The organism is Mycolicibacterium brumae (assembly GCF_025215495.1).
GTDB lineage: Bacteria > Actinomycetota > Actinomycetes > Mycobacteriales > Mycobacteriaceae > Mycobacterium > Mycobacterium brumae.
In genome coordinates this window covers 3,184,720-3,206,888 of the sequence record NZ_CP104302.1, presented here as the reverse complement: position 1 = coordinate 3,206,888, position 22,169 = coordinate 3,184,720, and the positions used below count along the sequence as shown (strand labels likewise).

At 70.8% G+C, this 22,169-nt stretch carries 19 protein-coding genes; 10 read left to right on the top strand and 9 right to left on the bottom strand.

Going from position 1 to position 22,169, the window contains the following annotated elements; all coding sequences use genetic code 11:
• Positions 1-18 precede the first annotated feature (18 nt).
• From guaA to L2Z93_RS15510, 3 genes are all read left to right on the top strand, one after another.
• The gene (guaA, locus tag L2Z93_RS15520; RefSeq protein ID WP_090587591.1) at positions 19-1,596 is read left to right on the top strand and encodes a glutamine-hydrolyzing GMP synthase; all 1,578 of its coding nucleotides are present in this window, start codon (positions 19-21) and stop codon (positions 1,594-1,596) included.
• 626 nt (positions 1,597-2,222) lie between these two features.
• Entirely contained in the window at positions 2,223-2,891 is a 669-nt protein-coding gene (locus L2Z93_RS15515; protein WP_090587589.1) for a DnaE2-dependent mutagenesis accessory factor ImuA', read from the top strand.
• Positions 2,888-4,441 carry a DNA polymerase Y family protein gene (locus L2Z93_RS15510; protein ID WP_090587587.1) on the top strand — a complete coding sequence of 518 codons (1,554 nt, stop codon included), beginning with the start codon at positions 2,888-2,890 and terminating at the stop codon, positions 4,439-4,441. Before L2Z93_RS15515 ends, L2Z93_RS15510 begins: the two co-directional genes overlap by 4 nt.
• Here the strand turns inward: L2Z93_RS15510 and L2Z93_RS15505 are convergent.
• Complete coding sequence (locus tag L2Z93_RS15505; protein ID WP_090587585.1) at positions 4,432-5,445, bottom strand: nucleoside hydrolase; 1,014 nt, start codon at positions 5,443-5,445, stop codon at positions 4,432-4,434. The two genes, L2Z93_RS15510 and L2Z93_RS15505, sit on opposite strands and share 10 nt — an antisense overlap.
• The gene (locus L2Z93_RS15500) at positions 5,442-6,329 is read right to left on the bottom strand and encodes an acyl-CoA thioesterase (RefSeq protein WP_090587583.1); all 888 of its coding nucleotides are present in this window, start codon (positions 6,327-6,329) and stop codon (positions 5,442-5,444) included. Before L2Z93_RS15500 ends, L2Z93_RS15505 begins: the two co-directional genes overlap by 4 nt.
• Positions 6,330-6,346: 17 nt before the next feature.
• Here L2Z93_RS15500 and L2Z93_RS15495 point away from each other — a divergent pair, with 17 nt between their 5' ends.
• Positions 6,347-6,925 (top strand): hypothetical protein, encoded by a 579-nt coding sequence (locus L2Z93_RS15495; protein WP_090587580.1) that lies wholly within the window; start codon positions 6,347-6,349, stop codon positions 6,923-6,925.
• A gap of 8 nt (positions 6,926-6,933) precedes the next feature.
• Here L2Z93_RS15495 and L2Z93_RS15490 read toward each other — a convergent pair whose 3' ends face one another.
• Positions 6,934-7,914, bottom strand: a complete 981-nt coding sequence (locus tag L2Z93_RS15490; protein ID WP_090587656.1) for an Acg family FMN-binding oxidoreductase — start codon at positions 7,912-7,914, stop codon at positions 6,934-6,936.
• 125 nt (positions 7,915-8,039) lie between these two features.
• Here L2Z93_RS15490 and L2Z93_RS15485 point away from each other — a divergent pair, with 125 nt between their 5' ends.
• Complete coding sequence (locus L2Z93_RS15485; RefSeq protein ID WP_090587577.1) at positions 8,040-8,912, top strand: universal stress protein; 873 nt, start codon at positions 8,040-8,042, stop codon at positions 8,910-8,912.
• Between the two features lie 9 nt (positions 8,913-8,921).
• Here L2Z93_RS15485 and L2Z93_RS15480 read toward each other — a convergent pair whose 3' ends face one another.
• The gene (locus tag L2Z93_RS15480; protein ID WP_090587574.1) at positions 8,922-9,854 is read right to left on the bottom strand and encodes a 1-phosphofructokinase family hexose kinase; all 933 of its coding nucleotides are present in this window, start codon (positions 9,852-9,854) and stop codon (positions 8,922-8,924) included.
• 245 nt (positions 9,855-10,099) lie between these two features.
• Between L2Z93_RS15480 and L2Z93_RS15475 the strand changes: the two genes are divergently transcribed.
• Genes L2Z93_RS15475 through L2Z93_RS15465 form a run of 3 tightly spaced genes read left to right on the top strand, consistent with a single transcriptional unit; the run spans position 10,100 to position 14,452 of the window.
• Positions 10,100-12,037 (top strand): primary-amine oxidase, encoded by a 1,938-nt coding sequence (locus tag L2Z93_RS15475; protein ID WP_090587653.1) that lies wholly within the window; start codon positions 10,100-10,102, stop codon positions 12,035-12,037.
• Entirely contained in the window at positions 12,037-12,912 is an 876-nt protein-coding gene (locus L2Z93_RS15470; protein ID WP_090587572.1) for a universal stress protein, read from the top strand. Before L2Z93_RS15475 ends, L2Z93_RS15470 begins: the two co-directional genes overlap by 1 nt.
• A complete protein-coding gene (locus tag L2Z93_RS15465) occupies positions 12,905-14,452 on the top strand; it encodes an APC family permease (protein ID WP_090587568.1) in 1,548 nt (515 codons plus the stop codon). The genes L2Z93_RS15470 and L2Z93_RS15465 overlap by 8 nt, the downstream gene beginning before the upstream one ends.
• On the opposite strand, the gene L2Z93_RS15460 is transcribed toward L2Z93_RS15465, so the two are convergent.
• The 3 genes from L2Z93_RS15460 to L2Z93_RS15450 form a co-directional block, all read right to left on the bottom strand.
• Positions 14,449-15,828: a wax ester/triacylglycerol synthase family O-acyltransferase gene (locus L2Z93_RS15460; RefSeq protein ID WP_090587565.1), complete on the bottom strand. Its 1,380-nt coding sequence runs from the start codon at positions 15,826-15,828 to the stop codon at positions 14,449-14,451. The genes L2Z93_RS15465 and L2Z93_RS15460 overlap by 4 nt on opposite strands.
• Before the next feature lie 64 nt (positions 15,829-15,892).
• A complete protein-coding gene (locus L2Z93_RS15455) occupies positions 15,893-16,195 on the bottom strand; it encodes an SRPBCC family protein (protein WP_090587562.1) in 303 nt (100 codons plus the stop codon).
• A gap of 140 nt (positions 16,196-16,335) precedes the next feature.
• Positions 16,336-16,806: an SRPBCC family protein gene (locus L2Z93_RS15450; RefSeq protein ID WP_090587559.1), complete on the bottom strand. Its 471-nt coding sequence runs from the start codon at positions 16,804-16,806 to the stop codon at positions 16,336-16,338.
• 549 nt (positions 16,807-17,355) lie between these two features.
• Between L2Z93_RS15450 and L2Z93_RS15445 the strand changes: the two genes are divergently transcribed.
• Positions 17,356-20,610 (top strand): error-prone DNA polymerase, encoded by a 3,255-nt coding sequence (locus L2Z93_RS15445; RefSeq protein WP_090587556.1) that lies wholly within the window; start codon positions 17,356-17,358, stop codon positions 20,608-20,610.
• Between the two features lies 1 nt (position 20,611).
• Here L2Z93_RS15445 and L2Z93_RS15440 read toward each other — a convergent pair whose 3' ends face one another.
• The gene (locus L2Z93_RS15440) at positions 20,612-21,022 is read right to left on the bottom strand and encodes a TIGR03667 family PPOX class F420-dependent oxidoreductase (protein ID WP_090587554.1); all 411 of its coding nucleotides are present in this window, start codon (positions 21,020-21,022) and stop codon (positions 20,612-20,614) included.
• A 23-nt stretch (positions 21,023-21,045) separates the two neighbouring features.
• On the opposite strand from L2Z93_RS15440, the gene L2Z93_RS15435 reads away from it, so the two are divergent.
• Positions 21,046-21,690, top strand: a complete 645-nt coding sequence (locus tag L2Z93_RS15435) for a nitroreductase family protein (protein WP_090587552.1) — start codon at positions 21,046-21,048, stop codon at positions 21,688-21,690.
• 3 nt (positions 21,691-21,693) lie between these two features.
• Here L2Z93_RS15435 and L2Z93_RS15430 read toward each other — a convergent pair whose 3' ends face one another.
• The gene (locus tag L2Z93_RS15430; RefSeq protein ID WP_090587549.1) at positions 21,694-22,158 is read right to left on the bottom strand and encodes a tRNA (cytidine(34)-2'-O)-methyltransferase; all 465 of its coding nucleotides are present in this window, start codon (positions 22,156-22,158) and stop codon (positions 21,694-21,696) included.
• Positions 22,159-22,169 lie beyond the last annotated feature (11 nt).

Genomic DNA, 22,169 nt, shown 5'->3' with positions numbered 1-22,169 from the left:
GCCTCCTAGACTGTGACGGTGGAAAACTCCTCCGCCACCCATGCCCCCCGCCCGGTTCTCGTCGTCGACTTCGGCGCGCAGTACGCGCAGCTGATCGCCCGACGGGTCCGTGAGGCGCGGGTGTACTCCGAGGTCATCCCGCACACCATGACCGTCGACGAGATCGCCGCGCGCAATCCGCTGGCCGTCGTGCTCTCCGGCGGGCCGTCCAGCGTGTACGCCGAGGGCGCGCCGAGCCTGGACCCGGCGCTGTTCGAGCTGGGCATCCCGGTGTTCGGCATCTGCTACGGGTTCCAGGCGATGGCCCAGGCGCTCGGCGGCGTCGTCGAGCACACCGGGACCAGCGAGTACGGCCGCACCGAGCTGAACGTGGCCGGCGGCGCGCTGCACGCGGGCCTGCCGCAGACCCAGCCGGTGTGGATGAGCCACGGCGACGCGGTGACCGCCGCCCCGCCCGGATTCGAGGTGGTGGCCAGCAGCGCGGGCGCGCCGGTCGCGGCGTTCGAGGACACCTCGCGGCGCCTCGCCGGGGTGCAGTACCACCCCGAGGTGCTGCATTCCCCGCACGGTCAGCAGGTGCTGAGCCGGTTCCTGCACGAGGTCGCCGGCATCGACGCGGTGTGGACCCCGGCCAATATCGCCGAGGGGCTCATCGAGGCGGTCCGCGAGCAGGTCGGCGACGGCCGCGCGATCTGCGGGCTGAGCGGCGGGGTGGATTCCGCGGTGGCCGCCGCGCTGGTGCAGCGCGCCATCGGCGACCGGCTGACCTGTGTTTTCATCGACCACGGGCTGCTGCGGGCCGGTGAGCGCACCCAGGTGGAGCGCGACTTCGTCGCCGCCACCGGCGCCCGGCTGGTCACCATCGACGCGCGCGAGCAGTTCTTGGACGCGTTGAGCGGGGTGACCAACCCGGAGGGCAAGCGCAAGATCATCGGCCGGGAGTTCATCAGGTCCTTCGAGGCCGCGGTGCGCGACGCGGTCGACTACCCGGACTCGGGGGTGCAGACCGAGTTCCTGGTGCAGGGCACGCTGTACCCCGACGTCGTCGAATCCGGCGGCGGCGCCGGGACGGCGAACATCAAGAGCCACCACAATGTCGGCGGGCTGCCCGACGACCTGAAGTTCAAGCTGGTCGAGCCGCTGCGGCTGCTGTTCAAGGACGAGGTGCGCGCGGTCGGCCGGGAACTCGGCGTGCCGGATGAGATCGTCTCCCGCCAGCCGTTCCCGGGCCCGGGGCTGGGCATCCGGATCGTCGGCGAGGTGACCGCGGACCGCCTCGACACGTTGCGCCGGGCCGACGCCATCGCCCGCGAGGAACTGACCATGGCCGGGCTGGACAACCAGATCTGGCAGTGTCCGGTGGTGTTGCTGGCCGATGTCCGCTCGGTCGGGGTGCAGGGCGACGGGCGCACCTACGGGCATCCGATCGTGCTGCGGCCGGTGTCCAGCGAGGACGCCATGACCGCGGACTGGACCCGGGTGCCCTACGAGGTGCTGGAGCGGATCTCCACCCGGATCACCAATGAGGTGCCGGAGGTCAACCGGGTGGTGCTGGACGTGACCAGCAAGCCGCCGGGCACCATCGAGTGGGAGTGAGCGCGCCGGCCGCCTTCGGCCGGGGCTCCGGTGGGCCATCCTGCGGGTCGGGCGATCGAGTGAGAACTGGCGGCGGTTTGTGAGAAGTGTTGGCGCACAAGCTAATCGAGTGAGAAGTGAGGTACGTCAGTGAGGCCTCAGGCACGCCGGTGAGACACCAGGGATGCGTTTTTCATCGATTGAGAACTCACGCATGCCCGCCTCGAACAACGTGTACGTCAGTTCTCAATCGATGAGAAAGGCCGCCGTCACGTCTCACTGACCTGCGTCATGTCTCACTGGCGTGCGTCACTTCTCAGTCGATGGCCAGGGCCGCCGAGGTTTCTCACCAACCTGCGTCACTTCTCAGTCGATGGCCGAAGAGTTCGCGCATCGCCCCCGGCGTCACTTCCGCCTCACGCGTTTCGCGCGGTGGAGACGCGGCCTCCGGAGGGTGTGAGACGCGGCCTCCGGGGCGCGGGGATGCCCGCCCGCGACACGCCGCACGACGCGCCGTAAGTCTGCGGTCGGCGCTGTGATCGCGTCCTGAACTCCTTGACGCTTGTCGGTGGCCGGGTGTTTACTCCATTTATCGAACATAGTTTCGAACATGGGTGGATGTTCGGTGTGCGCGGAGGTTGTCGGCGATGGTGGTTGCTATCCGGGAAGATCGCTCTGACCAGCTGGAACAGCTGCGTCAGCGGATGGCGGCGATCTCCGGGAAGGTGGGCGCCGGACACCGTGCGGCCACCCCGGTTATCGCCTCGGAACCGTCGGCCTCGGCGCAAGAAAGTTTGCTGCCGGTCCCGGAATCGCTGCTCGGGGTCCTTCCCGACGGGTTGCCGAGGGGCGGCGTGGCGGTGGTCTCCGGGGCGCGTTCGCTGCCGCTGAGCATGGCCGCGGCGGTGACCGCGGCCGGCGGGCACGCGGCCATCGTCGGCCTGCCCGGAGTGGGGCTGCTGGCCGCCGCCGAGATGGGCGCGGACCTGAGTCGGATCGCGGTGGTCCCGGATCCCGGGGCCGATCCGGTGGAGGTGGCCGCAGTCTTGGTCGACGGCATGGACCTGGTGCTGCTGGGGCTGCGCGGCGCGGCGGTCGCCCCGTCGCGGGCTCGGGTGGTGTCCGGGCGGCTTCGGCACCGCGGCGCGGCGCTGGTGGTCGTCGACGGCGACTGGCCCGGCCCGGCGCTGCGGCTGGACGCGCGGGTGCGCGGCTATGAGACGACGGTCCCCGCCCCGGGCCGCGGGCGGCTGGCCGGGGTGCGGCTGGCGGTGCGGGCCCGCGGTCGTGGGGTCCGGGTGGCGGCCCCGGCATGAGGGTGCTGGCGCTCTGGTGCATGGACTGGCCGGCGGTGGCGGCGGCCGCCGCTGCCGAGCTGCCCGCCACCGCCCCGATCGCGGTCACCTGCGCCAACCGGGTGATCGCCTGCTCGGCCGCGGCGCGGGCCGCCGGCGTCCGGCGCGGGCTGCGCCGCCGGGAGGCCCAGGCTCGCTGCCCGAGCGTGCACATCGCCGCCGCCGACCTCGCGCGCGACGCCCGGTTCTTCGAAACGGTGGCCGTCGCCGTCGAAGACCTGATACCCCGGGCCGAGGTGCTGCGGCCCGGGCTGCTGGTGGCCGCAGCCGGCGGGCCGGCCCGCTACTTCGGGTCCGAGTCGCTGGCGGGGGAGCGGTTGGCCGACGCGGTGGCCGCCGCCGGCGCCGAATGCCAGATCGGCGTCGCCGGGCAACTGGCCACCGCCGTGCTGGCCGCCCGCGCCGGCGTGGCTGTCGAACCCGGGCGGGACGCGGAGTTCCTGGCCGGACTGTCGATCCGGGAACTGGCCGCCGAACCCGGGCTGTCCGACCCGGGCCGAGCCGATCTGACAGACCTGTTGTGGCGGATGGGGATTCGCACCTTCGGCCAGTTCGCGGCGCTGGGCCGGGCCGAGGTGGCCACCCGGTTCGGCGCCGACGCGGTGATCGCGCACCGGATGGCCGGCGCCGAACCGATGCGCCCGCCCGCCGGCCGGGAACCACCCGCCGAACTGACCGTCGAACTGCGCTGCGACCCACCGATCGACCGCGTCGACGCCGCCGCGTTCGCCGGCCGCTCGCTGGCCACCACCCTGCACCGGGGCCTGGAGGCCGCCGGGGTCGGCTGCACCCGGCTGGCCATTCACGCCGTCACCGACACCGGGGCCGAACTGGTCCGGGTCTGGCGGTGCGCAGAACCGTTGACCGCCGACTCCACCGCCGACCGGGTGCGTTGGCAGCTCGACGGCTGGCTGAACCGGCGCGGGCCGGACCGGCTGGCCGGCCCGGTCGCGGTGCTGCGATTAGAGCCGGTCGAGGTGATCTCCGCGGCGGCGCTGCAGTTGCCGCTGTGGGGCGGCGCCGGGGACGCCGACCGGGCCCGGGCCCGGCGCGCGCTGGTCCGGGTGCAGGGCCTGCTCGGGCCCGAGGCGGTGCAGATCCCGGTGCGCTGCGGCGGCCGCGGCCCGTCGGATCAGATCGCGTTGGCCCCGCTCGGCGACGAGCCGGTGATCCGCAACGTCGCGGATCAGCCCTGGCCGGGCCGGCTGCCCGAACCCGCGCCCGCGGTGCTGCTCGACGACCCGGTGGACCTGCTCGACGGCGACGGCGCCGCGGTGCACGTCACCGGTCGGGGACTGTTCAGCTCCGCACCCGCTCGGCTGGCCGGCCGCTACGCCGGGACGCTGGCGTGGTGGGCCGGGCCGTGGCCGGTCGATGAGCGCTGGTGGGACCCGCAGGCCGCCCCCGGCCGGACCGCGCGGGCCCAGGTGCTGCTCGACGGGGAGCCGGGCGCGGCGTTGCTGCTGTGCTACCGGCGTCGGCGCTGGTACCTGGAGGGCAGCTATGAGTGAGCCAGGCCGGCGGCGAACGGTCCGACCCGGTCCCGGAACCGATCGAAGAACACCTGGACCGGGCCGTCGACGGCGATCCGGGCGTTCGGCGGCCGGCCCCAGTGCCCGGCCCAATCCGCGACGGTCATGCCGCGGGTCAGCGACCCGTCCAACTCGACGTCCACGGTGGCCTCCCGGGTGTTCACCAGCCCCGGATCCAGTGCCACCGCCGCGGCGAACGGATCGTGCACATGCGCCAGGTAGCCCTCGCCGACCGAGTCGTGGAACTCGAAATAGAACCGCAGCGCGTCGGACAGCACCCGGATCAGCGGGTTGGCCGACGGGATGCCGGGCGCCCCGGCCGCGGCCGCCAACTCCGCCAGGTACGGCGGGCGCAACGCCATCCGCTCGGTGATGTTCAGCCCGCACACGATCGGCAGTTCGCCGGCGTGCCCGCCGGCCACCGCGGCGCCCCAGGCGGCGAACACCTCGGCGGCGGCCTCCGGGTCGACGGCGATGTTCCACTCCGAGACCGGGGTGGTGTTGCCGCGGTAGTCGAACGCCCCACCCATGATCACCAGCCGGCGCAGCAGCCCCGGCAACCCCGGTTCGGCGCGCAGCGCCAGCGCCAGGTTCGTCAGCGGCCCGGTGGCCAGCCCGATCAGCTCACCCGGGTGCGCGCGGGCCGCCCGCACCCAGGCCGTCGCGGCGTCGTAGTCGGTGGGCCCGGCGTGCGCGGCGGGCAGCGCCGCGTAGCCGAGGCCGGCCGGACCGTGGGTGTCCTCCGCGGTGCGCAGCGGAATGCTCAGCGGGACAAGAGATCCCAGTGACACCGGAATGTCCGGACGGCCGCACAGCTCCAGCAACGCCAGGTTGTTGGCGCACACCCGCTGCGCCCCGACGTTGCCGGCGGTGGAGGCCACCCCGACCAGTTCGGCCTCCGGGCTGGCCAGCAGGTAGGCCAACGCCATCGCGTCGTCGACCCCGGTGTCGAGGTCGGCGAAAACTCTTAGCACTGCGCTCATTTCGGTCCGAAGTAGCCTTCCTGGGCCACCGTGCAGACCAGCGACCCATCGCGGTTGAAGACGTCGCCGCGCGCCAGGCCGGTGCCGGCGGCGGCTGACGGGCTGCGGTGGTCGAACAGTAGCCAGTCGGAGAAATCCGCCGGCCGGTGGAACCACAGCGCGTGGTCCAGCGACGCCATGGTGAACATGTCCTTCCAGCTGCGGCCGACGCCCACCTGCACCGCGTCCAGCACCGCCCAGTCGGTCAGGTAGATCAGCAAGCCGGTGGCCAGCAGCGGGTCCGAAAGCAGTTCGGCGGGCGGGTTTTCCGCGACCCGCAGCCACACCCGGCACAGCGCGTCGCCGTCCGTCCGCTGCCGGTCCGGATCGGCGAACACACTGCGCAACGGAGGGGGGTCGGCGTAGCGCAGGTCGAACGCCGTCATCCAGTACACCTCGGTGGCGTTGTGCGGACCGGACTCCTCCGGGGCGAGCCACTCCGCCGCGGTCCGCAGCGACTCCGGCGCCGCCACGTCGGGCATCCGCGCGGCGAACTCGTGGCCGTCCATCGGCTCGATGAAGGAGGCCATCGCCTCCATCAGGTAGCGGCCGTCCTGGGTGGCCGTGACCCGACGGGTGGACAGCGTGCGGCCGTCGCGCAGCGGGGTCACCTCGTAGCGCAGCGGCAGCGCCGGATCGCCGGGCCGCAGGAACGTCACATGCAGACTGTGCAGCCGTCGCCCGCTCACCGTGTCGGCGGCGGCCAGCGCGGCCTGCGCGGCGACCTGCCCGCCGTACACCCGGGCCCGCGGCACCCCGTCGTCGGGCTGCGGCCCCAGATAGCGGTTCGGGCCGGTCGAGACCGGGCGCAACAGCGCCAGGATGTCCTCCAGCGGATCGGTCATGGCTCTATGTTGGAGGTGTGCGTATCCGCTGGGAGAACCGACACACCGAACGACTGCGACAGGCCCGGATCGGCTGGGATCTGGCCGAGGTGGGCGCGCCCTGCTTCAGCCCGGACTGGGTGACCGAGCCCGACGACATCCACCTGCTGCGGATCGCCGCGGTGTACGGCGACTGCCCGCCCGGGAACTACCGCTACCGCCGCCCTCCGCGGGACTTCGAGTACTCGTTCTACGTCGACGAACTGCCCGACGACGGTGACTTCGCGTTCACCGCCGAGCACCGGACCCTGCTGGCGGCGATGAGCTGGGAGCTCTCCGACCCGTACGCCGGCGACGACATCCCCGGCGCCGACCCGAAACGTCCCTACGGCGACTTCACCTTCTACCAACTGGAGATGGCGCTGGCGCTCGAACTGATCCCAGCGCAGAAGCCCGCCGACCACGACCCGATGACGCCCGAGATCGTCGAGGCGATGACGGCGCTGCACTTCCAGAGCCAGCCGGCGCTGCAGGTGTTCCTGCAGAACTTCGAGATTCCGGCCGGCCGGGTGTTCGACGGCGAGGACTGGGGCGGCTGGGCCCCGCACGACTCCTGAGCGCGCTCTCAGGCGAAGCGCAGCATGTCCTCGATCGGACGGCGCGGGGTGAGCGGAATGGGTTCGGCCAGCGGATCCGACGGGGCGCGGCCGACCCGGATCAGCGCCTGCGGCACGGCGTCCACCCCGGCCAGCTCGGCCAGCGTGGACCGGGCGTCCGGCAACTCCGTCAGGTGGGTGACCGGGCAGGTCGCCAGCCCGGCGACCGTGCACTCCAGCAGCACCTCCGACAGCGCCTCACCGGCGGCGAGCGCGTCGGCGCGGGTGTCTCCGGGTGTGCTCAGCAGCAGGATCCGGGCCTCGTCCTCGACCACCCCGACGCGCCGCTCGGCGCGGTCCTCGATCGGGAAGCTGCGGTTGACCTCCACTCGGTAGGATTCGCCGGCCGACACCAGCGAAGTCCGCGGGATGCCCTCCGGATACTCGAACGGCGTTGTCCACCACTGCAGTTCATCCTGGTAGCCGGGGTCGAACTGGCGGACCACCTCGGTCATCGACGATGCTCTGCCCAACTCCGGGCGCAACCCGTCGTCGAGCACGTCGAGCCGGACCCCGGAATCGGCCGGCGCGCCGACGGCGCCGCCCAGCGCGGCGGCGACGATGTCCCACTCCGGCGGGGCGAACATCGGCAGCCGGTCGGTGCGCCGGGCCAGGATCGCGTCGGCGCGGCTGCGGTCGGCGGCGGTGGGTTGGGCGGGAGTGAAGGTGACGGTGGCCAGCAGGTCCGGGTCGCCGGCGTCGGGGAACCGCTCGATCTCGGCGCGCTGGCCGGCCGCGGCGGCGGCCACCCGCAGGTGGTCGAGCATCACCCCGCAGCTGATCACCGCCTGCCGGCCACCCTCGTCGGTGCTGCCGACGATCCGCTTGCGGTCCAGGAACAACGCCAACCCGCCGCGAAACGCCAGCCACCGCCAGGGCTGACTGTTGTGCAGCGACGGCGCCCGGGACGCCAGCGTCACGGCCTCTTCGATCAACTCACGATCTGCCATGTGGCCATCCTCGGCGAGCCGTCGGCCCGCGGCCAGGGTCATTGGACCCGGAAGCTGGTGACCACATCCTCCGGGCCGACGGCCACCGGACAAGTAGGGTCGCAGGTGGAAGGGAGTCGATACTCATGTCCGCATCGCAACGCACCGTCCTGGTCGGCGTCGACGGGTCACCGTCCTCGCGGGTGGCCGTCGACTGGGCCGCCAGATACGCGCAATCCCATTCACTGCCACTGCGTCTGGTCAATGTGCTGAGCCCGCCGGTGATGATGGCGTGGCCGGAAGCGCCGATGCCCGACGGCTACCTGAAATGGCAGGAAAGCCAGGGCCGCGAGCAACTCGCCGACGCCGAGGCCACCGCGGTCGAAGCCGCGCCCGACATCGAGATCCGCACCGACTTGATCAGCGGCCCGACGCTGTCCACGATGATCGACCTGTCCAAGGAGGCGGCCATCGTGGTGGTCGGCTGCCGGGGCCGCGGCGCCGTGGCGCGGGGCCTGCTCGGCTCGGTCAGCTCGACCATGGTGCGGCACGCGCACTGCCCGGTCGCGGTGGTCCACGACGAGGACCCGCAGATGCAGAATCCCGCCAAGGCGCCGGTGCTGGTCGGCATCGACGGTTCGCCGGCCTCGGAGGCGCCCACCGCGATCGCGTTCGAGGAGGCCTCGCTGCGTGGGGTCGACCTGGTCGCCGTGCACGCCATGAGCGACACCGATGTGCTGTCGATGCCGGGCCGGGAGTTCGCCGAGTTCGAGCAGCGCGGCCAGGAGGTGCTCGCCGAACGGCTGGCCGGCTGGGCCGAACGTTACCCCGATGTCGCCGTCCGCCGAATCGTGGTGTGGGACAAGCCCGCTCGCACGCTGGTGGAGCAATCCGAGTACGCGCAGCTGGTTGTCGTGGGCAGCCACGGCCGCGGCGGGTTCACCGGCATGCTGCTGGGTTCGGTGAGCACCGCGGTGGTGCAGGCCGCCCGGATGCCGGTGATCGTCGCGAGGGCGTAGGGAGCCCGGCTAAACCTCCCGGGCCGGCGCGACGTGGGCGAGCAGTCGCCCGACGTCGGCGTGCGTGCAGGCCGACGAGCCGGGGGTGAGCAACGCCGCGGCGCCGCAGGCGGTTCCGAGCCGCACCGCCTCGGCCAGTCCCTGACCCGACGCCAATCCCACCGCGGTCCCGGCGACCATGGCGTCGCCGGCGCCCGCGCCGCTGCCCGGGGCCACCGGGACGGCCGGGAAGCGCAGCGCCGACTCGGCGTCGACCAGCAACGCGCCGTCGCCGCCCTTGGACACCAGCACATAGCGGGTGCGCCCGGAGACCACCAGCGCCCGGGCGGCGGCGACCTGGTCGGCCTCGGCGCGCAACTCCTCGCCGCAGAACTCGCGCAGCTCACGCAGGCTGGGCTTGATCAGGAACACCCCGGCGCGGAGCCGATTGAGCCCCTCGCCGGAGGTGTCCAGGATCAACCGCACGCCGAACTCGGCGCAGATATCGGCGACCCGCTGGTAGAAATCGTCGGGCACGCTCGGCGGCAGGCTGCCGCTGGCCACCACCAGATCCGCGTCGGGGGCGTGGTCCCGCAGCCGTTGCAGACACTCGACCTGCTCCGGATCGGTCAGCACCGGGCCGGGGAGCACGAAACTGTACTGGTCGCTGCTGGTCAGCTCATTGACCGCCATGCCCTGCCGGGTCGGCTCGCTGATCTGCACCGGGTCGATCGGCACGCCCGCGGCGACCAGCAACCGGCGCACGATATCGCCGGACGCGCCGCCGCACGGGAAGATCGCGCGCACCGGCGTCCCGAGCACATGCGCGACCTTGGCGACGTTCACCCCACCGCCGCCGGCGTCACGGCGGGTGCTGTGCAGCCGCAGCTTGTGATTCGGCCGAACCTCGTCCACGTCGGCGGTGATGTCGAGCGCCGGATTCATCGTCAGCGTGACCAGCATCCGCCGATCATGGCATGGCCGCCGCGGGACATTCCGCGGTGACCGCGCCGCGGAGCAGGGCAGTGCCCTCGGGGGACAGCGGCGACCCAATTGCGCGGATTGTCATGCTCAAAGCGCGAATCGGGGTGAGACTGTTTCCCATGGCTCCGCCGTCGGGATGACACACGTGAGGAATGCGCACGTCTGGCCCGCCCCTTGATCGGCCTCACGGCCTTATCGATTCCATCTATTGATTGAGGAGATTTCTGGTGTCCTTCCATCCGCTCGACCCGCTCTCGGCCGACGAGTTCACCGCTGTGGCGGATTTGCTCCGGTCCGCCCACCAGGTGGAGTCCCCGGGGTGGCGATACACCTCAATTGAGCTGGTGGAGCCGTCGAAGGATGAGGTCGCGGCGTTCGACGCCGACGGCGTGGTCCCCGAGCGCACGGTGGTGGCCACGGTGCTGGACCGGGCCGCCAACGCCACCTATCAGGGGCGGGTGTCGCTGACCAGCGGTGAAGTGCTGTCCTGGACGCACATCCCGGGCGTGCAGCCCAACTTCACCGTCGACGAGTGGCTGGAAGCCGACGAGATGCTGCGGGCGCACCCCGACGTCATCGCGGCGCTGGCCAAGCGCGGGGTCACCGACATGAGCCTGGTGTTCATGGACGCCTGGACCTACGGCAAGGCGGTGATGCCCGAGCAGTACCGGGACCGCCGACTGGGCTGGGTGGACGCCTGGGTCAAGGCCGCGCCGGGCGCCAACGGCTACGCCGGGCCGGTCAACGGTTTCCACCCGATCATCGACATGAACACCATGGAGCTGCTGGAGATCCAGGAGACTTTCTCCGTCGATCGGCCCGAGGTGATGGGCGAGTATGTGCCCCAGCATGTTCCGGAGCGCATTCGCAACGCCTCCACCCGCGGGAAGCTCGAGCCGCTGGAGATCACCCAGCCCGACGGCCCGTCGTTCACCCTGGACGGCAACCTGCTGCAGTGGCAGAACTGGTCGCTGCGGGTCGGATTCAACTGGCGCGAGGGCATGACCCTGCACGCCATCACCTACAACGACAACGGCAATGTGCGCTCGATCGCCAATCGGCTGAGCTTCGCCGAGATGATGGTGCCCTACCGGGATCACTGCGTCGACCACTACCGGCGCACCGCGTTCGACATCGGCGAGTGGGGCCTGGGCTTCATGACCACCTCGCTGGAACTCGGCTGTGACTGCCTGGGCGAGATCCGGTACCTGGACGCCGCCCTGCACAACAGCAAGGGCGAGCCGTACACCATCAAGAACGCCGTCTGCATTCACGAGGAAGACAACGCCGTGCTGTGGAAGCACGTCGACCACCACGACGGCGCCGAGGTCCGCCGGATGCGGCGGCTGACGGTCAGCTTCCACGTCACCGTCGCTAATTACGAGTACCTCACCTACTGGCGCTTCTACCAGGACGGCAACATCGAATGCGAGGTGCGCGCCACCGGCATCATGGTGGTCAGCCACTTCCCGGAGGGCCAGGCCCACCCGTCGGGCACCCTGGTGGACCAGCGCACCTACGCCCCCTACCACCAGCATTTCCTGGTCGCCCGAATGGACCTGGACGTCGACGGAACCGAGAACACCGTCTACGCCAGCGAGACCGAGATCCTGCCGACCGGCCCGGACAACCCGTACGGGCTGTCGCTGCGGCAGCGAAACACCGCGCTGCGCACCGAATCCGAAGGCAAGCAGGACATGAACTTCGCGACCCAGCGGGCCTGGAAGGTGGTCAACGACAACAAGACCAACGGGCTGGGCACGAACCCGGCCTACAAGTTGGTGCCGGGCGGGGCGTTCCCGGCGATGTTCGACCCGGAGTCGCCGATCCTGGCCCGCTGCCGCGCCATCGAGCACACCCTGTGGGTCACCCCCAACCGGCCCGACGAGCGTTGGCCGGCAGGCGAATTCGTCACCCAGAGCGCCCAGGACACCGGGCTGGCGGAGTGGACGAAGGCGAACCGAAATATCGAGAACACCGACGTCGTGCTCTGGTACGTGTTCGGCATCCACCACATCACCCGACCGGAGGATTGGCCCATCATGCCCGTGGACACCGTGAGCTTCTGGCTCAAGCCGGTCGGGTTCTTCGACCGCAACCCCTCGCTGGACGTCGCGCCGACGCCGAAGACCGGCGGCGCCTGCTGCCACGGGGAGTCCTGATGCGGATCCTGGTCGCGTACCTGGACACCCCCGGCGGCGCCGACGCGCTGATGCTCGGCCAGCGACTGGCCCGCAGCTTCGGCGGGGTGGTCGACGTGACGATGGTGATGCGCCCCGAATCGCCGACGTCGGTGGCGCTGACCCCCGGCGACTACAACGAGGTGCTGGCCGAGCAGTTCCGGGCCTGGCTGGAGCAGGCGCAGGCCGCCGTCGATCCGGATCTGTTGGGCGAGAGCAGATTACGGGTCGGGGAGTCGGTCGTCGAGGAGCTCATCGCCGACGCCACCGAGAACGACGCGGAGATGATCGTGGTGGGCGGCACCGGCGGTGGGCTGCTGCCCGGCCACACCCTGGGCACCGTCGTCAACGAACTGGTGCACACCGCGCCGCTTCCGGTGGCGCTCACCCCGCGCGGCCTGCGGGACTCGGAGGTCGCCCGCGTCGATGAGATCACCTGCGCGATCGGCAGGCGCCCGGGCGCCACCCGATTGCTGGAAACCGCGGTGCGCTACACCGAGGCCGGCGCGGTTCCGCTGCGGTTGCTGTCGTTGGTCGCGCTGGACCCGGAGGGGCATCGCGGGGAGCGCGCCGCCGAACTGCGGGACGCGGCCCGCGCGCACGCCCAGAACACCCTGGAGGCGGCGCGCGCGGCGCTGCCGGAGGGGTACGCGGTCACCGCCGAGGTCGGCGAGGGCGGCACCGTCGAGGAGGCCACCGCGGAATTGTCCTGGCATGACGGGCAATTGCTGATGGTCGGCTCCAGTCGGCTGGCCCAGCCGCGGCGGTTGTTCCTCGGGTCGACGGCAGCCAAGATGCTGCGGGTGCTCGAGGTGCCGGTCGTGGTGGTGCCGAGCCCGGGAGCCGACGATGAATGAGAAGGCCGACCTCGACGCCCTGCATCGCATCGAGGAGGAGGCCGGCGTCCACTCCAAGGGTCTGGCGGCCGGCAAGGTCGGCACCTTCACCGGCGCCATCCTGGGCATCTCCACGGTCGCCCCCGGATACACGCTGACGGCCAGCATCGGCCTGATCGTCGCCGCGGTCAGCCTGAAGATGCCGGCGATCATGATCGCCGGCTTCATCCCGATGTTCCTCACCGCCTACGCCTACCGCGAGCTGAACTCCCGGGTGCCGGACTGCGGCGCGTCGTTCACCTGGTCCACCAAGGCTTTTGGGCCCTACGTCGGCTGGATGTGCGGCTGGGGCATGGTGATCGCCACCGTGATCGTGCTGTCGAACCTGGCCGCGATCGCGATGGAGTTCCTGTTCTTGCTGCTGGCCAGGGTGTTCAACAACCCGTCCATCGGAGAACTGCCGGACAACCGGCTGATCAATATCGTCGCGACGGTGCTGCTGCTGGCGGTGGCCACCTGGGTGGCCGGCCGCGGCATCACCACCAGCCAGAAGGTGCAGTACGTGCTGGTCGCCTTCCAGATGGTGGTGCTGGTCGGGTTCGCGGTGATCGCCATCTCCAAGGCGGTCGACGGCACCGCGCCGGCCAGCCTGTCCTTCGACATCGACTGGTTCAACCCGTTCACCGGTCTGGCGTTGAGCGCGTTTGTCGTCGGCCTGACCGGCTCCATCTTCGCGTTCTGGGGCTGGGACACCACCTTGACCCTGGGCGAGGAGTCCAAGGATCCGACCCGCACCCCGGGCCGGGCCGGTTTGTTGTGCGTGCTGTCGATCCTGGCGACCTACCTGCTGGTGGCCGTCGCGGTGATGATGTTCGCCGGCGTCGGGGACACCGGGCTGGGGCTGGGCAACCCGGAGAACACCGAGAACGTGTTCGCGGTGCTGGCCGACCCGGTGCTCGGGCACGCGTTCGGCCCGCTGCTACTGCTGGCGATCTTCGTCTCGGCGATCGCCAGCCTGCAGACCACCTTCCTGCCCGCGGCCCGCACCATCCTGGCGATGGGGGCCTACGGGGCGTTCCCGAAGAAGCTCGCCGAGATCCACCCGCGGTTCCTGTCGCCTTGGTTCGCCACCGTCGTCGCCGGCGTGGTCACCTCGGTGTTCTACTCGGTCACCGCGCTGCTGTCCGAGCAGTTCCTGTGGGACACCATCGCGGCGCTGGGCATCATGATCTGCTGGTACTACGGCATCACCGCGTTCGCCTGCGTCTGGTACTTCCGTCGGCAGTGCTTCACCAGCGCGCGCAACTTCATCTATCAGTTCCTGTGCCCGGTGCTCGGCGGTGTGATGCTGGCGGCGGTGTTCGTCATCGCGATCCGGGAGAGCATGAACCCGGAGAACGGCAGCGGCGCGGCGATCGGCGGCATCGGCCTGGTGTTCTTCCTGGGCTTCGGCACGCTGCTGATCGGGGTGGTGCTGATGTTCTACTGGCGCACCAAGAACCCGGGCTTCTTCCGCGGCGAGACGCTGCCGAAGGACGTCGCCCCGGCGCCGCACACCTAGGAGACTGGCGCCTGCGCCGACAGTTCGGCCAGCGCCGACTCGATGCCGTCGACCATGACCTTCATGTCCGGGGTCGAGTCGTAGTCGGCGGTGATGCCGAAGCTCAGCCGATCCACGTAGGACAGCATCGCCACGCCGACCCGCAGCCGCAGCGCCAACGGCGGGATCGGCCACACCTCGAGCACCGGCCGGCCGAGGATGCGGGCCGGCTCGCTGACCCCGGGCACGTTGGTGGCCAGTCCGCAGACATTGCGCTGCGGCAGCAGGCTGGCCGCGCGGACCGCCCAGGCGGTCAGCGCGAACGGCGCCAGCCGGTTGGCCATCCCGACGATGCCTGCCCCGGCCTGGCGCTGCCCGCTGGACTTGGACCGGCGCATCCGCAGCCGCAGCGTCCTGAGTTGCTCGACGGGTGTGGCCTGGTCGACGGGCAGCAGCGGAAGCATCAGCGACACCCGGTTGTCCGGGGTGTGCAGCGCGGTGGTGTCGCGCACCGACACCGGGATCAGCGTGCGCAGCGAGTCTCGGCGGGGCGTTTCGCCGCGGTGCAGCAGCACCTGCCGGTAGCCGTTGGTGACCGCGGCCAGCGCGACGTCGTTGAAACTGGCGTCGAAGGCTTTGGCGATCGCCTTGATCTCGGTGATCGACGCGCGTCCGACGCCGTACCGGCGCAGCGCCCCGACCGGGCCGTTGAGAGTGGATTCCGGGGCCGGGCGCAAGATCCCGGTGACGATCTCGGCGGTCCCGCGCGCCGACTGGACGGCCAGGTGCGCCGCGCCGGCGGCCAGATCCAGCGCCGCCTTGCCCCAGTCCAACGGGTTGAGGCCGATCCCGGGCGCGGCGTGGTCGTGGTCGTGGTCATGCTGGTGCTGGCCGCCGGCGGTCAGATGGCCGGCGAACGACGTGGCGTTGCCGCCGTCGTTGAAACCGGCCATCATCGCCGCCGCGGACACCCCGTCGGCCAGGCAGTGGTGCACCTTGGTCAGCAGCGCCCAGCGGCCGCCGGCCAGGCCTTCGATCACCCAGCATTCCCACAGCGGGTAGTCCCGGTCCAGGCGGCGCTCCATGATCTCGGCGATCAACGCGCACAGCTCGCCGTCGTCGCCGGGAGAGGGCAGCGCGGCGCGGCGCAGATGCCTGCCCATGTCCAGCTCGGGCGCGTCGACCCATTCCGGCGCCTCGATGTCGAGGGTGTGGGTGCGCACCACCTGGCGCAGCCGCGGCGCGCTCACCAGCCGCTCGGCGATGGTGGCGGCCAGCTCGTCGAAATCCGGCAGCGGGCCGTCCAGGATGGTCACGCTGCCGATGGCCAGGCTGACGTTCGGGTCGGTGTCCTCGAGTTGGAGGAACCCGGCGTCGAGGACGGAAAGCTGTTCCACTGTTCGACTATGGCCCGCGCCGGCGGGCGCTCACCAGGGTAGGAAGGCGCCTGTGCGCGGGACTTCAGGCACCGGTGACGGTGTGGTCCAGGGTGGCCAGTGACTCATCCAGGTAGGACGGGGCGAACGGCGGAACACCGACCATGATCTCGCGGAACGACGGCGGGATCTTGGACCAGTCGTAGGTCATGGTGACTCGGGTGCCGCCCTCGACGGGCTCCAGGTCGTAGCGCCACCAGTGGCCGACGGGGGCGAACTCGGCGCCTTCTTTGTGGAGCCCGGGCTCCCAGGCGATGGTCCGGTCCTGCTCGAACGCGGTCACCAGGTTCTTCATCACGTAGTCGCCGCCGAACGGCTCCAAATACATGTTGACGGTGAAGATCTCGCCGACGCCGGTGATCGGCTCTCGGCGGGCGTGGCGGCGATGGTTCGGATCGCGGAGAGCTGCTCGGCGGTCACCGCACCATTGTTGTGCCCGGGGACCTCGGGCGCCACCGTCGGGTGGGTTCAGCTGGTGGCGGCGCGTTCCAGCGCGGCCAGCGACTTCTCCAGATAGGACTGTGGGAACGGCGGCCACTGCGGGACGTTGGCGCGGGCCTCCGGGGTGGCCTCGGACCAGTCGTAGGTCAGGGTGACCTCGGTTTCGCCGTCGCCCGGGGTCAGGTCGTAACGCCACTGCCAGCCGCCCGGGGTGGCGGTCCCGTCGGGCCCCACCATGCCGGGGCGCCAGGCGATCGCCCGGTCCGGCTCGAAGACGCTCACCAGGTTCTCCATCACGTACGCGCCGCCGATCTGCTGCAGGTACATGTTCATGTTGAAGGTCTGCCCGACGGCGGTGATCGGCTCGGCGTCGACGGCTTCGCGGACCCAGTCACTGGGTTCGGTGTCGTGGTGGCGCGCCGGATCGGCCAGGATCGCGAAGATGTCGGCGGCGGGGGCGGGGATGTTTCGGGTTGCGGAGATCTGTTCGGGGGACATCACCCCAATTCTTGCCACGTTTTGCCGCGGGTTGCCAGGGGGTGGGTTGCCGGGCGCGGCTTTGCGGCCGTTCTTTGGCGTGTCGAGTGAGGGGCGGGGAGGCGTTTGGCGAGGTGGTCTATCGAGTGAGGCGTGATGGCGGCTTGTGAGAACTGGTGGCGGGGTCGCTCATCGAGTGAGGCGTCAGGTAGGCGTTTGAGAACTGAGGTAGCTCGGTGAGACGTGAGGGCGGCGATCTGCGTTGAGTGAGAAATACGGGTGGGGGTTACTCGAACGACGTGTCCCTAGATTCTCACTCGATGACCGGCCCCGCCGTCACGTCTCACTGGCATCCCTGGCGTCTCACTGGCGTCCGTGGTTCCTCGCTCGATGAGGGCCGCCGCCCTCACGTCTCACTGACGTACCTGGTTCCTCACTCGATGACCGGGCCCGCCGCCGGTCTCACTGGCGTCCATGAGCCTTCACTCGAGCCGCGCCCCACCCCTGAGCGCTCGAGATCCGGGCCACACATCCTCATCAACTAGAACATTTGTTCGATAAACTGTTCGGATGGGATGGCACAACGGGCCGCCGACCTGGGCGGAGATGCGCCGGGTGCTCGACGGGAAGCCCCCCGAGGTCCGGCGCGCGGGGCTGCCGCTGACCTCGGCCGCCCGGCCCGAACCCCAACCCCGCGCTCCGCGAGCCGGCCGGGTTCCGTACGCCGAACTGCACGCGCACTCGGCCTACAGCTTCCTGGACGGGGCCAGCTCGCCGGAGGAACTGGCGGCCGAGGCGGCCCGGCTGGGACTGCGGGCGCTGGCGCTGACCGACCACGACGGCCTGTACGGGGTGGTCCGGCTGGCCGAGGCCGCCCGCGAGGTGGGACTGCCGACGGTGTTCGGGGCCGAACTGTCGCTGGACCCCGGGCCGTCCGAGCGCACCGACGCCCCCGACCCGCCGGGTCCGCATCTGCTGGTGCTGACCCGCGACCCGGAGGGCTACCGGCGGCTGTCCCGGCAGATTTCCGCCGCGCACCTGTCCGGTGGGTCCAAGGGCAAGCCGCGCTATGACTTCGACACCCTGACCGAGGTGGCCGGCGGGCATTGGCACATCCTCACCGGCTGCCGCAAGGGACACGTCCGCGCGGCGCTGGCAGCCGGCGGCCCGGACGCCGCGGCCGCCGCGCTGGCCGATCTGGTCGACCGGTTCGGCGCGGCGCGGGTCAGCGTCGAGTTGACCCATCGCGGTCAGCCTCGCGACGACGAGGACAACGCCGCGCTGGCCGCGCTCGCCCCGAGGTTCGGGGTCGGGGTCATCGCGGCCACCGGAGCGCATTTCGCCACCCCGGACCGGGGACGGCTGGCCGCGGCCATGGGCGCCATCCGGGCCCGCGAGTCCCTGGAGTCCGCCGCCGGCTGGCTGGCCCCGCTCGGCGGCGCGCACCTGCGCTCCGGCGATGAGATGGCCGCCCTGTTCGGGACCGAAATCGTCACCGCCGCCGCGGAACTGGGGGAGCAGTGCGCCTTCGGGCTGGCGCTGATCGCGCCGCGGCTGCCGCCGTTCGAGGTTCCCGCTGGCCACACCGAGGACAGCTGGCTGCGCCGACTGGTCGACGAGGGCGCGGCCCGCCGTTACGGGCCGCGGGCATCCGCCCCGCAGCCCTACGCCCAGATCGATCGGGAACTCGACATCATCGCCGCCCTCGGTTTCCCCGGCTACTTCCTGGTGGTGCACGACATCGTCGCGTTCTGCGGCGAGCGCGACATCATGTGCCAGGGTCGGGGCTCGGCGGCCAACTCCGCGGTCTGCTACGCGCTCGGGGTCACCGCGGTCGACCCGATCCGCAACGAGTTGCTGTTCGAACGGTTCCTGTCCCCGGCCCGCGACGGACCGCCGGACATCGACATCGACATCGAATCCGACCGTCGCGAAGAGGTCATCCAGTACGTCTACTCGCGCTACGGCCGAGACCACGCCGCGCAGGTCGCCAACGTCATCACCTACCGCGGGCGCAGCGCGGTGCGGGACATGGCCCGCGCGCTGGGGTTCTCCCAAGGGCAACAGGACGCCTGGAGCAAGCAGGTCAGCCGCTGGGGCGGCGAGGCCAAAGACACCGAGGGCATCCCGGATCAGGTGCTGGAGCTGGCCGGCCAACTCCGGGGACTGCCGAGGCATCTGGGCATCCACTCCGGCGGCATGGTGATCTGTGACCGGCCCATCGCCGACGTCTGCCCGGTGGAATGGGCCCGGATGGAGAACCGCAGCGTGCTGCAGTGGGACAAAGACGACTGCGCGGCCATCGGATTGGTGAAGTTCGATCTGCTCGGCCTGGGCATGCTCTCGGCGCTGCACTACGCCAAGGACCTGGTCGCCGAACACGAGGGCGTCGACGTCGACTTCGCCAAACTGGACCTGAGCGAACCCGCGGTCTACGAAATGCTGCAGCGCGCCGATTCGGTCGGGGTGTTCCAGGTGGAATCCCGCGCCCAGATGGCCACCCTGCCGCGGCTGAAACCGCGGATCTTCTACGACCTGGTGGTGGAGGTGGCGCTGATCCGACCCGGTCCGATCCAGGGCGGCTCGGTGCACCCCTACATCCGTCGCCGCAACGGGCTGGACCCGGTGGTCTGCGATCACCCGTCCATGGAGCCGGCGTTGAAGAGGACCCTGGGGGTCCCGCTTTTTCAGGAACAGCTGATGCAACTGGCGGTGGACTGCGCCGGGTTCAGCGCCGCCGAGGCCGACCAGTTGCGCCGGGCGATGGGGTCCAAACGTTCCGCCGAGCGGATGCGCCGACTGCGCGGCCGGTTCTTCGAGGGCATGCAGCGGCTGCACGGCGTCACCGGCGAACTGGCCGAGCGGATCTACGAAAAGCTGGAGGCCTTCGCCAATTTCGGCTTCCCGGAAAGCCACGCGCTGAGCTTCGCCTCGCTGGTGTTCTACTCGTCGTGGCTCAAGCTGCACCACCCCGCGGCGTTCTGCGCGGCGCTGCTGCGCGCCCAGCCGATGGGCTTCTACTCGCCGCAGTCCCTGGTGGCCGACGCCCGTCGGCACGGGGTGAAGGTGCACGGCCCGTGCGTGAACGCCAGCGGTACGCACGCCGGGCTGGAGAACCGCGGCACGGAGGTCCGGCTGGGGCTGGCCGCGGTCCGCCACATCGGCGAGGACCTGGCGGATCGGCTGACTGCTGAACGCGAAGCCCATGGGCCGTTTCGCTCGCTGCTGGATCTGACCGGCCGGGTCCAGCTCAGCGTGGCCCAGACCGAGTCGCTGGCCACCGCAGGCGCGCTGGCCTGCTTCGGCGCCGACCGCCGGCAGGCGCTGTGGGCGGCGGGCGCGGCGGCGGCCGAACGCCCCGACCGGCTGCCCGGCGTGGGGACCGCCGCGCCGGCGCCGAGCCTGCCCGGGATGAGCCGGTTGGAGCTGGCCGCCGCCGACGTGTGGGCCACCGGGGTGTCCCCGGACAGTTTCCCCACCGAATTTCTGCGCGCCGGGCTCGACGAGCGCGGAGTGATCGCCGCCGACCGGCTGCTCGGCGTTCCCGACGGCTCTCGGGTGCTGGTGGCCGGCGCGGTCACCCACCGGCAGCGCCCGGCCACCGCGGGCGGGGTCACCTTCGTCAACCTGGAGGACGAGACCGGCATGGTCAATGTGCTGTGCTCGCCGGGGCTGTGGGCGCGGCACCGGCGGCTGGCCCAGACCGCGTCGGCGCTGCTGATCCGCGGCATCGTGCAGAACGCCAGCGGCGCGGTCACCGTCGTCGCCGACGGGATGAGCCCGCTGGAATTGTCGGTGGGCTCCCACTCCCGGGATTTCCGCTGAGCTACACCGTCGGGGTGGTCCACACCTTGTCGATGGAGATCCGGATCCGGGTGGTCAGGTCACCCATCAGCTCGGTGAGACCGGACATATCGGACACCGCGCCGTACTTGTTCCAGTACGGCTCGTCGGTGCGCGGATCCACCGGTTCCGGGTCGATCGTCGCCACCCCGCCGACCACGATGATCCCGCCGCCGTCGCCGTTGGAATCCAAATTCAGGCTCACCCGCGGGTTGTTGCGGATATGGCGGACCTTCGCGGCGTCGGGGTACGAGTACAGCACCACCTCCGACCCCTGCAACAGGAACCAGACCAGGCGGGGGACCGGCTGCCCGGATTTCGCCACCGTGGTGAGCCAGCCGTGCAGATCGTCGGTAAGACGTTGGGTGACTTCGTCATTCAATTCGGCGGCCATGCCGACGACTGTAGTCTCGCGACATGGCCCTGGAATTGACTCCCGACGAAGTGCTGACCACCACCCGCTCGGTGCGCAAACGACTGGACTTCGACCGCCCGGTGCCGCGCGAGGTGCTGATGGAATGCCTGGACATCGCGTTGCAGGCCCCGACCGGGTCCAATGCCCAAGGCTGGCAATGGGTTTTCGTCGACGACGCGGAGAAGAAGAAGGCGCTGGCCGACATCTACCGGGTCAACGCCACTCCGTACCTGGCGAAGGGGTTGGCCGCCACCCGCGACGAGCAGCGTGACCAGCAGATGGTCCGGGTGCGCAACTCCTCGACGTACCTCAACGAGAACTTCGAGAAGGCCCCGGTGCTGATGATCCCGTGCGTCGAGGGGCGCCCGGAGGGGCTGGAGGCCGGGATGAGCGCCGGGCTGTGGGGCTCACTGCTGCCCGCGGTGTGGAGTTTCATGCTGGCGCTGCGGGCCCGCGGGCTCGGCTCGGCGTGGACCACGCTGCACCTGATCGGCGACGGTGAGCGTCAAGCCGCCGAACTGCTCGGCATCCCGTATGACCGCTACGTCCAGGGCGGGATGTTCCCGATCGCCTACACCAAAGGCGTCGACTTCAAGAAGGCCGCCCGGCTGCCCGCCGAGCAGCTCAGCCACTGGAACAACTGGTAACCCTCACACCGCGCCGGCGAAACCCTGCTGCCGCCAGGCCTCATAGGTCGCCACCGCCGCGGCGTTCGACAGGTTCAGCGACCGGCGGCCGGCCAGCATCGGGATCCGCACGGTGGCGGTGATGTGCTCGTCGGCCAACGTCTCGGCGTCCAGCCCGGTCGGTTCCGGGCCGAACATCAGCACGTCGCCGGGGCGGTAGGCGATATCGGTGAACCGGGTGCGGGCGTGCGCGGTGAACGCGAACACCCGCGCGGGCAGTAGCGCCGACCAGGCCGCCGGCAGCGACGGGTGCACCGTCACCGACGCCAGGTCGTGGTAGTCCAGTCCGGCCCGACGCAGCTTCGGCTCGGACAGGTCGAAGCCCAGCGGCTCGACCAGATGCAGCTGCGCCCCGGTGCCGGCCACCATCCGGATCGCGTTGCCGGTGTTGGGCGCGATCCGGGGTGAGTAGAACAGCACGTTGAACATGGCGACGATGA

What these genes read in the sequence shown, in the direction of transcription:
- L2Z93_RS15515 (WP_090587589.1), top strand. Translation starts at nt 2,223, where the DNA reads ATGGTGGTTGCTATCCGGGAAGATCGCTCTGACCAGCTGGAACAGCTG.
- L2Z93_RS15510 (WP_090587587.1), top strand. Translation starts at nt 2,888, where the DNA reads ATGAGGGTGCTGGCGCTCTGGTGCATGGACTGGCCGGCGGTGGCGGCG.
- L2Z93_RS15505 (WP_090587585.1), bottom strand. Translation starts at nt 5,445, where the DNA reads ATGAGCGCAGTGCTAAGAGTTTTCGCCGACCTCGACACCGGGGTCGAC.
- L2Z93_RS15500 (WP_090587583.1), bottom strand. Translation starts at nt 6,329, where the DNA reads ATGACCGATCCGCTGGAGGACATCCTGGCGCTGTTGCGCCCGGTCTCG.
- L2Z93_RS15490 (WP_090587656.1), bottom strand. Translation starts at nt 7,914, where the DNA reads ATGGCAGATCGTGAGTTGATCGAAGAGGCCGTGACGCTGGCGTCCCGG.
- L2Z93_RS15485 (WP_090587577.1), top strand. Translation starts at nt 8,040, where the DNA reads ATGTCCGCATCGCAACGCACCGTCCTGGTCGGCGTCGACGGGTCACCG.
- L2Z93_RS15480 (WP_090587574.1), bottom strand. Translation starts at nt 9,854, where the DNA reads ATGCTGGTCACGCTGACGATGAATCCGGCGCTCGACATCACCGCCGAC.
- L2Z93_RS15470 (WP_090587572.1), top strand. Translation starts at nt 12,037, where the DNA reads ATGCGGATCCTGGTCGCGTACCTGGACACCCCCGGCGGCGCCGACGCG.
- L2Z93_RS15465 (WP_090587568.1), top strand. Translation starts at nt 12,905, where the DNA reads ATGAATGAGAAGGCCGACCTCGACGCCCTGCATCGCATCGAGGAGGAG.
- L2Z93_RS15455 (WP_090587562.1), bottom strand. Translation starts at nt 16,195, where the DNA reads ATGTATTTGGAGCCGTTCGGCGGCGACTACGTGATGAAGAACCTGGTG.
- L2Z93_RS15450 (WP_090587559.1), bottom strand. Translation starts at nt 16,806, where the DNA reads ATGTCCCCCGAACAGATCTCCGCAACCCGAAACATCCCCGCCCCCGCC.
- L2Z93_RS15445 (WP_090587556.1), top strand. Translation starts at nt 17,356, where the DNA reads ATGGGATGGCACAACGGGCCGCCGACCTGGGCGGAGATGCGCCGGGTG.
- L2Z93_RS15440 (WP_090587554.1), bottom strand. Translation starts at nt 21,022, where the DNA reads ATGGCCGCCGAATTGAATGACGAAGTCACCCAACGTCTTACCGACGAT.
- L2Z93_RS15435 (WP_090587552.1), top strand. Translation starts at nt 21,046, where the DNA reads ATGGCCCTGGAATTGACTCCCGACGAAGTGCTGACCACCACCCGCTCG.
- L2Z93_RS15430 (WP_090587549.1), bottom strand. Translation starts at nt 22,158, where the DNA reads ATGTTCAACGTGCTGTTCTACTCACCCCGGATCGCGCCCAACACCGGC.